Raw genomic sequence first — 9,824 nt, 5'->3', positions numbered from 1 at the left:
CGGGGACTCCAGCGTCGTGGTGGGCTGCGCAGGGCCGCTGCCGCGGGTCAGCCGGGCCACCGCCCAGATGCCGAGCGCGATCAGCCCGCCCCACACCAGCAGCATCAGCAGCATCCCGACCCCGCTGCCCCAACCGGCCCCATTGCTGTACCAACCCATCATCACGGCCTCCTCAGCCTCTGTCTCTGTCTCTGTCTCTGTCTCTGTCTCTGTCTCTGTCTCTGCCCTCAGCATCAGCGACGCGTGTATGGCTTCGGCGGCGCCGACCATGAAGATTCGATCAAGCCGAAGCCAGCGCCCCTGTGGACAGGAGGCTGTTCGGGCACCTGAACTGTCCCTGGCCCAGGTACCAAGGAACTTCCACCGACAGAGGAGGTTCCATGGACGTTCCCGAGGTCGAGCAGTCCCTGCGGGCGCTGAGCGGGGCGCTCACGGCCGTCGAGCCAGCGAAGTGCCTGTGCTGCTACTTGGTGCGGATGCTCGAGCAGTTCGGATGCGACGGTGGGCACCGCTTCACCAAGCATTGGCGGGACGCGCAGCCGCAATCGATGCCCGGGCTGACCCGACGGCTGGAGAGTCGGGGCAGCTTCTGTGACTGCGAGGTGGTCTTCAACGTGTTCCTCTCCGGCCGACCGCCTGCCCGGGACCAGACGCTGCAGTGCCGGGTCTCCTACGAGGAGATGCTCAGCGCGGACGACGGCACCGACTGATCCGCACGCTCATGAGGCAGCCGGTCCGGCTCCACCGCGCACCTGGGCGAATGGCGGGGCACATGTCATGATCATCACTTCGAGCTGTCAGCTGGAGCAGATGACGGGGGAGAGGTCGGACGGGTGAGCAAGCAGGGGCAGCGCAACAGCGACCGCAAGCGCCAGCTGGAGGCGGTACGTGCCCAGCAGCGCCGGGCCGACCGCCAGCGGTGGGTGATCGTCGGAGTCGGCTCGGCGGTGGCCGTGCTGCTCGTCGGTGGGGCCGTGTGGGCGGGCATGTCCTCGACGGGATCCACGGCCAACGCAGCGAGCAGCTCGGCCAGCAGCTCGGCCGCGATCCCCGGGCTGCAGACCTACACCGGGCTGTCCCGCGACCACGTGACCGGCAAGGTCAGCTACCCGCAGACGCCTCCGGTCGGCGGTGCGCACAACCCGGTGTGGCAGAACTGCGGGATCTACAACGCGCCGGTGGCCAACGAGAACGCCGTCCACTCCCTCGAGCACGGCGCCATCTGGATCACCTATCAGCCGAACCTGCCGGCCGCCCAGCTGGCCGTCATCAAGGCGGACGTCGCCGGCCAGCAGTACGGCCTGGTCAGCCCCTATCCGGGCCTGCCGTCCCCGGTGGTGGCCACCGTGTGGGGTGCCCAGCTCAAGCTCGGCAGCGCCAGCGACCCGCGGCTGAAGACCTTCATCGCCGCCTACCAGTCGGGCCAGCGGGCCCCCGAGCGCGGCGGCGAGTGCACGGGCGGAATCGGAACGCGGACCGGCTGACCTTCGGACCTTCATCGAACCTTCGTGGTTCCCAACGGCTGACCTTCGGCAGCGCCGCGAAGAGTTGAAGCAGGTAGAGCACACACCTGCGAGGAGACGGCGATGATGGGCTGGTTCGGTGGCAACGGATTCGGGGCGTCCTGGATGCTCATGGGGGCCTTCTGGGTGGGTCTGGCGCCGATGCTGGGGTGGCTGGTCGTCCGGCTGCTCAGCGGGACCCACCCCTGGAGCCGGCGGTGGTGAAGCGCTCGGCGCTGGAGCTGCTGGACCAGCGGTTCGCGCAGGAGAAGATGGATGCTGACACCTACCGCGCGCAGCGTTCACTGCTGCTGGCCGATCCCGACGCGAACCGTTGAGCCCGCAGCGTCGCGGCTGGTTCGTCGCCGCACTGGTCTTCTCCGTCGTCGGTCTGGTGGGCTCGGCGGTCGCAGTCGCGGCCATGACCGGCTCGAGGCCCGGCAGCGGCTGGACCGGGACGACGGCCAGCTGCTCGCCCCCCGCGCGGTCCGGCACCGTCGCCGGCTTCACCACCCGGGACATGGGCATGGGCGGGGGGATGATGGGCGGGCCGGCCAGCCGGGCGCTGGGTCCCATGGGGTTCATGCCCCGGGCAGCGTCCGTGCCGTCCGGACAGGTGACCGTGGTGCTGCGCAACGCGGGAACCCGGCCGCACGAGCTGCTGGTGATGCCGCTGGCGGCCGGGCAGTCTGCGGGGCAGCGCACCGTTGGCTCCGACGACCGGATCGGCGAGACCGGCAAGGTCGGCGAGGCGCAGCCGGTCTGCCCGACCGACCCCGGCGTCGATGGCACCGTCCCCGGCGGGATCTCGCAGGTCACCCTCACCCTGGCCCCGGGCAGCTACGAGATCGTCTGCAACCTGCCAGGGCACTACCGGGCCGGTATGCACGCGACCCTCACCGTCAGCTGACCGGCGGCGCCTCGAACGCGTAGCGCTCGTCGAGGCGGCGCAGCTTCCAGTTCGCCACGGCGCCGATCCACACGACCAGGAAGATCCCGACGATGATCTGACCGGCCTTGTTGATGTCGATGCCGGCGATGGTGCTCCACGGCTGCCCGGTGAGACCGGTCTGGTCGATGAGCAGGGCGGCGATCTCGACGGTCCCGATGGCGAACGCGACGAAGATCGACAGGCTGGTCGTGGTGATGTTGTAGTAGATCTTGCGCACGGGCGACACGAAAGCCCAGCCGTAGGCCTTGGACATGAAGATCCCGTCCAGGGTGTCCATCAGCGACATCCCGGCTGCGAACAGGATCGGCAGCGCGATGACGGCCATGGCGGGCAGCCCGCCGGCGATCGCCGTCGTCCCGGCGATCGCGATGAGGCCCACCTGGGTGGCGGTGTCGAAGCCCAGCCCGAACAGCAGCCCCACCGGGAACATCTGCCAGGAGTGGTTGATGAACTGGTTGTACCGACCCTTGAACACCCGGTTCATCAGACCGCGCTTCGCCAGCAGCTCGTCGAGCTCCTCGGGCGAGTACGTGCCGGCCTTGGCCTGCCTCCACGCCTGCAGGATGCCGCGCAGCACGACGAAGTTCAGCGCCGCGATCAGGTAGAGGAAGGTCCCGGACACCAGCGTCCCGATGATCCCGCCGGTGCCCTCGAACGCGTGCTGGAACGCCGTGGCCTTCTGGGCGGCGACGGTGAGCGCGATGATGAAGGTGAACACCACGGTGGAGTGCCCCAGCGAGAAGAACAGGCCCACCGCGAGCGGCTGCTTGCCCTTCTGCAGCAGGTACCGGGTGGTGTCGTCGATGGCCGAGATGTGGTCGGCGTCGAAGGCGTGCCGCATCCCCAGCGTGTAGGCGAGCGCACCGGCACCTGCGTAGACCAAGGTGCCCCCGGAGCCCACGGCGTTGTGGATCTGCGGGATGGAGTTGTAGTGGACGAACAGCCCCCAGCCGATGACGTGGAGCGCGGCCACGAACCCGAGCATGAGAGCCAGCCGCGGCACCTCCTCCCGGGTGAAGTGGATCCGGCGTTTCTCCTGATGGGCGGTCGGTCCCGTTGGCCGCTGGCCGGTGTCAACACTCACGCACCCTTGATAACCCTGTTGCGAAGAGTTCGCAACTGCAAACCCCCCGCGACGCCCGCGTCAGGCGTCGGACACCGAGGCGCTCCGCACGGCGAACGAGATGCGGTCGGCCAGCGCCCGGGCTCGGCCGGCGCCCGCAACGCTGACCAGCAGCCGGCTGAACGCCGCGTCGGCCAGGTCGACGACCACGCCGGGACCGCGGCGGTAGACCGCGCAGAAGTCCGTCCCGCCCCGGTAGCGCGTGGTGCCCAGCATGATCAGGTAGGGGAAGCCGGTGCCCGGCGCCCGGATTCCGCGCAGCTCCCGCCACATCTCGCTCGACGTGTGCACCGCGACGACCTGGGCCAGCGCGACCGTCACGTCGCCGTGCAGCGCCCCGAGCCGCTCCAGCGGCTCCAGGCGCAGTGACAGCAGCGAGCCGTCCACCTCCAGTCGGGCCACTTGAAGAGTCTCCCACCGCTTCCTGGACGGACACGACAGACTGGTGCCGTGACGCAGGCGGCCCGGTGGGGCGACGAGGTACGCCGGCTGGACCTCGCTGTCTACCGCGCGGTCGCCGCGACCCCCACTCCGCAGATCGACGGCGCGCTGCGGCGGCTGTCGCAGGCGGCGAACCACTCCAAGCTGTCCATGGCGGTGGCCGGTGCGCTGGCGCTGGCCGGGGGAGCGCGTGGTCGCCGGGCCGCGGTCGTCGGGCTGGCATCGGTGGCGGTGACCTCGGCCTCGGCGAACCTGGTGGCCAAGCTGGCCTGGCGGCGCTCGCGCCCGGACCGCGAGGCCGGCGGAGTCGTGGTCGAGCGGCACGTGACGATGCCGACGTCCAGCTCGTTCCCGTCTGGGCACTCGGCCGCGGCGTTCGCCTTCGCGACCGGCGTGGGCCACGAGTGGCCCGCCGTGGGCGTCCCGCTGCGCGGCCTGGCCGCGGTGGTCGCCTACTCGCGGGTGCACACCGGGGTGCACTACCCGGGTGACGTCATCGCCGGGTCGCTGCTCGGTGGCGTGCTCGGCCAGGTGACGGCGCACACCCTGCAGCGCCGCTGGACCTGGCCCGGCCCGGCTAGCTCCTGACCCGCAGCATCTGCGGGTCGTACAGCGGCCGCAGCGACGCGGTCGCGGGGGAGCGGCGACCGGCGATGTCGACCTCCCAGGTGCCGGCGTCCAGCCAGGCCTGGTCGAGGGGCTCGCCCGCGTCGACCAGGGCCAGCCCGACAGCACCGCCGAGGGTGAAGCCGTAGGACGCCGCCCGCACGTAGCCGACCGGCACGCCGTCGCGGTACACCACCTCGGCGTGGAACATCAGCGGCTCCGGGTCGCGCAGCAGGACCTGGACCAACCGTCGGGTGAGCGGCCCCTCGGCCTTCTTCGCGACCACGGCGTCCACGCCGATGAAACCGCCCGGCTTGTCCAGCGCCACCGCGAAGCCCAGCCCGGCCTCGAGCACCGAGTCGGTGTTGTCGATGTCGTGCCCGTAGTCGCGGTAGCCCTTCTCCATCCGCAGGCTGGACAGCGCCTTCAGCCCAGCGTGCCGCAGGTCGAACGCAGTCCCCGCGGCCACCAGCCGGTCGTAGACGTGGACGGCCTGCTCGGTCGGCACGTACAGCTCGTAGCCCAGCTCGCCCAGGTAGGTGATCCGCACGCACAGCACCCGGGCATAGCCCAGGTCGATCTCGCGGGCCGTCCGGAACGGGAAGGCCTCGTTCGACAGGTCCGCGGACGTGAGCGACTGCAGCAGCTCACGAGAGCGCGGCCCCTGCACGTTCAGCTGCGCCCAGCCTGACGTGACGTCGGTGACGAAGGCATGCCGGTCGCCCACATTGCGGCGCAGCCAGGTCTCGGCGTGCCGGTGGGCGGTGTCCGACGCGACGACCCAGAACCGGTCGTCGTCGAGCTTGGTCACGGTGAGGTCGGCCTCGAGGGTGCCGCACTCGTTCAGCCACTGGGTGTAGGTGATCGTCCCCGGCTCGCCGTCCACCCGGTTGGCGCTGACCCACTCGAGCAGGGCGCCCGCATCGCGGCCCTGGACGAGCAGCTTCGCCATGAACGACATGTCCATGAGCACGACGCCCTCCCGGGCGGCTCGGTGCTCCTCGGCCCAGTAGGGGTACCAGTTCTGCCGCTGCCACGACAGGTGCTCGATGACCGGCTCGACCCCTGGCGAGGCGTACCAGTCGGCGCCCTCCCAGCCGCTGACGTCCTTGAAGAACGCGCCTTGGGCGGCCAGCCGGTCGTGCACGGCCGAGCGCTTGGCGCCGCGCGCCGTCCGCATCGAGCGCCCGGGGTAGTGGCACTCGTAGACCATCCCGAGCGACTCGACGGTGCGGGTGGCCCGGTACTCGGGGGTGGTCTGGTAGCCGTGCAGCCGGTCGATGTGCATGCCGGTCACGTCGATCCCCGGGTCGCCGTCCACGATCCAGTGCGCCATGGCCCGGCCGAGGCCGCCGCCCGTGAGGATGCCGATCGAGTTGAGCCCGGCCGCGACGAAGTAGTTGCGCAGCTCGGGTGCCGGGCCGACCACGGGCGCGAGGTCGGGGGTGAAGCTCTCCGGACCGCAGAAGAAGGTGCGGACCCCGACCTCCGAGGACACCGGCACCCGGGCCATCGCCTTCTCCAGGTAGGGACCCATGCGGTCCCAGTCCGGCTGGATCTGGCCGAAGGAGAAGTCCTCGGGGATCCGGTCCACGTGCCAGGGGGCGCAGACCGGCTCGAACAGCCCCACCATGAGGCCGCCGCCCTCCTCGCGGAAGTAGCCGTAGGACGACGGGTCCTCCAGCACCGGCCAGGTGTTGTCCAGACCGTCGATCCCCTCGGTGATCAGGTAATAGTGCTCGGCGGCCTGCAGCGGAATGGTCACGCCCGCGGCCTGCCCGAGCTGGCGGGCCCACATGCCAGCGCAGTTGACGACGTACTCCGCCTCGATGTCGCCGTGGGGGGTGCGCACCCCGGTGACCGCGCCCTGCGAGTGCAGCACCTCGGTGACCGGGACGCCCTCGAGGATGGTCGCCCCCTGCATCCGGGCTCCCTTCGCCATCGACATGGTGACGTCGACGGGGTTCACCCGGCCGTCCTCGGCGATGTAGAAGCCGGCGAGCAGGTCGTCGGTGCGGGCCAGCGGGAACAGCTGCGCCACCTCGGCGGGGGAGATCTCGTGGACGTCGACACCCATCAGCCGGTTGAATGCGGACACCCGGCGGTACTCCTCCAGCCGGCCCTCATCGGCGGCCACCTCGATCAGCCCGACCGGCTTGAACCCGGTCGCCAGGCCGGTCTCGTCCTCGAGCCGCGCGTACAGGTCGCGGGTGTACTGCCGCAGCCGGGTCGAGGTCTCCGACGTCGACCCGAAGGTCACCATGAGCCCCGCGGCGTGCCATGTCGTGCCCGAGGTGAGCCGGTCACGCTCGAGCAGGACGATGTCCCGCCAGCCGAGGTGGGCCAGATGATAGGCGACCGAGGTCCCGATGACACCGCCACCGATGACGACGGCGCGGCCACGCTGGGGGAGGGACGGCTGGGTCATGGCCGCAGGATATGGCCCGGCCCGCTACCCCTCGGGGGGCCGGTGCTCGGTCACCTCCGCGGCTGAGGATCGCGGCTGGTCCCGATGACCGCGGTGGCGCCGAGCTCGTCGAAGCGGGCCAGTCGTGCGACCAGCCCGCCCCGGGTGAACGCCTCGACCAGGTCCGGTGCCTGCGGCTCACTGGTCTCGATGAGCAGGTGCCCCCCCGGAGCCAGCCACTCCGCGGCCGCCTCGGTGATCCGGCGCTGGACGTCCAGCCCGTCCGGGCCGCCGTCCAACGCGACGCGCGGCTCGTGCAGCCGGGCCTCGGGGGGCAGCAGCCGGAACGACTCGGTGGGCACGTAGGGGGTGTTGGCGACCAGGACGGCGACCCGGCCGCGCAACGACGGGGGCAGCGGCTCGTACAGGTCGCCCTGGTACACCCGACCGGTGCCGCCGAGGTTGGCCCGGGCGCACGCGACCGCTGCCGGCGCGATGTCGACGGCGTGCAGCTCGACGGCATCCAGGGCCGCGGCCAGTGCCGCACCCACCGCGCCCGAGCCGCAGCACAGGTCGACGACGACTGGGCTCGGACCGGCCGAGCGAGCCAGGTCGGCGGCCTGCTGGACGAGCAGCTCGGTGCGACGGCGAGGAACGAAGACCCCGGGTCCGACCGCGATCCGCAGGCCGCAGAACTCGACCCAGCCGAGGACGTGCTCGAGGGGATGCCCGGCGATCCGCCGCTCGACCATTGACTCGAGCTCGGCCGGCGTCGTGGCCGCGGCGACGAGCAGCTGTGCCTCGTCCTCGGCGAACACGCACCCGGCGGCCCGCAGCCGGGTCACCAGCGGGGCCGGCGTACTGGCCGGAGGGTCGTCCACCCGATCATCTTGCCCGCCCGGTCATTGGCAACCAAGTGGTTGACTACGGCGGTTCCATGGGCCTACGGTGTCTTCAACCGAACGGTTGATGAGGAGGCGCCGGAGGTGGCTGCTGATTCGCTCTCGCGGGTGTTCTCGGCGCTGGCCGACCCTACCCGACGGGACATGGTGGCCAGGCTCGCGGTGGCGGACGCCACCGTCAACGAGCTCGCCGAGCCCTACGACGTGACCGTGCAGGCGGTCTCCAAGCACCTGAAGGTGCTGGAGGAAGCCGGTCTGGTGAGCCGCCGTCGTGACGCCCGGCGCCGTCCGGTGCACCTCGAAGCCGAGGGCTTCGACCTGATGACCCGGTGGATCGAGCGCTACCGCCGCGAGGCGGAGGAGCGCTACCGCCGCCTCGACGACGTCCTGCGCACGATGCCGGACGACGTCGACGCGGCCCCGACACCCTGACTGCGCCACTGACAGGAGTCTCGACGTGACCACGAGCGGCACCCACGACACTCAGGTCATCGTCGATCCCAGGGTTCCGCTTGTGCGTATCAGCAGGCAGTTCGACGCCCCGCCCGAGAAGGTCTTCCGGGCGCACACCGACCCCACCCTCGTCGTCCAGTGGCTCGGCCCCCGTCGCCACGACATGCGCGTCGACCAGTGGGACTGCCGCACGGGCGGCTCGTACCGCTACGTGCACGCCAGTGACGGCAACGAGTACGGGTTCCACGGCTGTTTCCACGAGGTCCGCCCGGCGGAGGTCATCGTCCAGACCTTCACCTTCGAAGGCGTTCCTGACGGCGTGGCCCTGGAGCGGCTCGTCCTCGAGGACCTCGGCAACGGCCGCACCCGGCTCACAGCGACGTCGCTGGTCGACTCGTTCGAGGCGCGCGACGCCTTCGTCTCCAGCGGCATGGAGGGTGGCGTCCGCGAGGGCTACGAGCGGCTGGACGAGCTGCTCGCCCGCTGAACCCCCGCACGAAGCCTCGACCCTGACTGGCGGCTCAGCGCGCCAGCACCGCGACGAAGTCCTTCCGGAAGCGGGCGAAATAGGTCGACGGCGAGCGCACTATGTGCGAGTTGATCTTGTGGCCGAGTAGGTGGCCACCCACCTGCGAGTAGGTGAAGCCGGTCGGCCAGGAGATGTTCATGTCGAGCATGACGGCCTCGGTCACACCAGCCCGGACCAGGCTCGACGCCATCGTGCTGGCCAGCACGTTGGCGCCGTACGCGAAGACCAGCGAGCCGTTGGACAGCCGACCAAGCGCGGAGCGGTTGGCCCGGGGGAGCCCGCCGTTGGCCAGCCCCCAGGCGCTGGCGCTGTCCCCGGGCCGAGCCAGGGCGACCCCGTGGTCGACCAGGGGCCGCAGGTTCTGCCGCACGACGAGCACGTTCGGGCTCATCCGCAGGTCGCGGCCCCACACGCCAACCGTCAGGGCACCGCTCTTGCTGATCTCGAAGGCGGCGTACCCCGGGCGAAGCGGCGCGACGGTGTGGCCGAGGTAGTAGTAGCCGCCGGCGTGGTCCTTGAGCAGGAAACCACTGTTGAAGCCCGCGACCATGCGTGACAGCCAGGCCGAGGGAGTGTTGTCTGCGGCCGTGGCCGGGCCCCCCTCTGGTACCGAGGTGCCCGGGACGTACCGGAACCGCAACCGGCCGCCGTCCATCCACAGCAGCGAAACCGTCCCGCCGTCCGTCGAGGCGAGGGCCAGCGCGGGGGACCCGGCGACCGGCGTCCAGGGCAGGCCAGTCGTTGGTCGAAGGCTCCCTGTCGGGAGGTTGGCCGGGGCGGACATCGCCGCGGCGGCCGTGAGCTTGGGCGCCGTCACGGACATCGACACTGGGGAGCTCGAGTGCCCGGTCAGAGCGGGGGCTTTCGTTGCGGCGCTGCGCGCCAGCGGCCCGGACGTGGCCGAAGGGG

12 protein-coding genes are annotated in these 9,824 nt (G+C 71.0%); 7 read left to right on the top strand and 5 right to left on the bottom strand.

Going from position 1 to position 9,824, the window contains the following annotated elements; all coding sequences use genetic code 11:
• Positions 1–380 precede the first annotated feature (380 nt).
• From VIM19_16990 to VIM19_16975, 4 genes are all read left to right on the top strand, one after another.
• Positions 381–710 carry a DUF2695 domain-containing protein gene (locus tag VIM19_16990; protein ID HEY5186552.1) on the top strand — a complete coding sequence of 110 codons (330 nt, stop codon included), beginning with the start codon at positions 381–383 and terminating at the stop codon, positions 708–710.
• A 123-nt stretch (positions 711–833) separates the two neighbouring features.
• Positions 834–1,484 (top strand): DUF3105 domain-containing protein, encoded by a 651-nt coding sequence (locus VIM19_16985; protein HEY5186551.1) that lies wholly within the window; start codon positions 834–836, stop codon positions 1,482–1,484.
• Positions 1,485–1,586: 102 nt separating this feature from the next.
• A complete protein-coding gene (locus VIM19_16980) occupies positions 1,587–1,727 on the top strand; it encodes a hypothetical protein (GenBank protein ID HEY5186550.1) in 141 nt (46 codons plus the stop codon).
• A gap of 109 nt (positions 1,728–1,836) precedes the next feature.
• Positions 1,837–2,412, top strand: coding sequence for a sulfocyanin-like copper-binding protein (locus VIM19_16975; GenBank protein HEY5186549.1), 576 nt, complete (start codon positions 1,837–1,839; stop codon positions 2,410–2,412).
• Here VIM19_16975 and VIM19_16970 read toward each other — a convergent pair.
• Positions 2,405–3,538: a HoxN/HupN/NixA family nickel/cobalt transporter gene (locus tag VIM19_16970; GenBank protein ID HEY5186548.1), complete on the bottom strand. Its 1,134-nt coding sequence runs from the start codon at positions 3,536–3,538 to the stop codon at positions 2,405–2,407. The two genes, VIM19_16975 and VIM19_16970, sit on opposite strands and share 8 nt — an antisense overlap.
• Before the next feature lie 60 nt (positions 3,539–3,598).
• The gene (locus tag VIM19_16965; protein HEY5186547.1) at positions 3,599–3,979 is read right to left on the bottom strand and encodes a hypothetical protein; all 381 of its coding nucleotides are present in this window, start codon (positions 3,977–3,979) and stop codon (positions 3,599–3,601) included.
• Between the two features lie 48 nt (positions 3,980–4,027).
• Between VIM19_16965 and VIM19_16960 the strand changes: the two genes are divergently transcribed.
• Entirely contained in the window at positions 4,028–4,606 is a 579-nt protein-coding gene (locus tag VIM19_16960) for a phosphatase PAP2 family protein (protein ID HEY5186546.1), read from the top strand.
• On the opposite strand, the gene VIM19_16955 is transcribed toward VIM19_16960, so the two are convergent.
• Both VIM19_16955 and VIM19_16950 read right to left on the bottom strand, forming a co-directional pair.
• Entirely contained in the window at positions 4,596–7,052 is a 2,457-nt protein-coding gene (locus VIM19_16955; protein ID HEY5186545.1) for an FAD-dependent oxidoreductase, read from the bottom strand. The genes VIM19_16960 and VIM19_16955 overlap by 11 nt on opposite strands.
• Positions 7,053–7,102: 50 nt before the next feature.
• A complete protein-coding gene (locus VIM19_16950) occupies positions 7,103–7,912 on the bottom strand; it encodes a putative protein N(5)-glutamine methyltransferase (protein HEY5186544.1) in 810 nt (269 codons plus the stop codon).
• A 165-nt stretch (positions 7,913–8,077) separates the two neighbouring features.
• Between VIM19_16950 and VIM19_16945 the strand changes: the two genes are divergently transcribed.
• Positions 8,078–8,365 (top strand): helix-turn-helix domain-containing protein, encoded by a 288-nt coding sequence (locus tag VIM19_16945; GenBank protein HEY5186543.1) that lies wholly within the window; start codon positions 8,078–8,080, stop codon positions 8,363–8,365.
• A 25-nt stretch (positions 8,366–8,390) separates the two neighbouring features.
• Positions 8,391–8,873: an SRPBCC family protein gene (locus VIM19_16940; GenBank protein HEY5186542.1), complete on the top strand. Its 483-nt coding sequence runs from the start codon at positions 8,391–8,393 to the stop codon at positions 8,871–8,873.
• Between the two features lie 34 nt (positions 8,874–8,907).
• Here VIM19_16940 and VIM19_16935 read toward each other — a convergent pair.
• A partial coding sequence (locus tag VIM19_16935; protein ID HEY5186541.1) for a hypothetical protein occupies positions 8,908–9,824 on the bottom strand: 917 nt, incomplete at its 5' end.

This window comes from Actinomycetes bacterium (genome assembly GCA_036510875.1).
In the GTDB taxonomy this organism is placed as follows: Bacteria; Actinomycetota; Actinomycetes; order Prado026; family Prado026; genus DATCDE01.
The sequence above is the reverse complement of the archived record's forward strand: the minus strand, read 5'-3'. Positions and strand labels throughout refer to the sequence as shown.

What these genes read in the sequence shown, in the direction of transcription:
- VIM19_16990 (HEY5186552.1), top strand. Translation starts at nt 381, where the DNA reads ATGGACGTTCCCGAGGTCGAGCAGTCCCTGCGGGCGCTGAGCGGGGCG.
- VIM19_16980 (HEY5186550.1), top strand. Translation starts at nt 1,587, where the DNA reads ATGATGGGCTGGTTCGGTGGCAACGGATTCGGGGCGTCCTGGATGCTC.
- VIM19_16955 (HEY5186545.1), bottom strand. Translation starts at nt 7,052, where the DNA reads ATGACCCAGCCGTCCCTCCCCCAGCGTGGCCGCGCCGTCGTCATCGGT.
- VIM19_16945 (HEY5186543.1), top strand. Translation starts at nt 8,078, where the DNA reads ATGGTGGCCAGGCTCGCGGTGGCGGACGCCACCGTCAACGAGCTCGCC.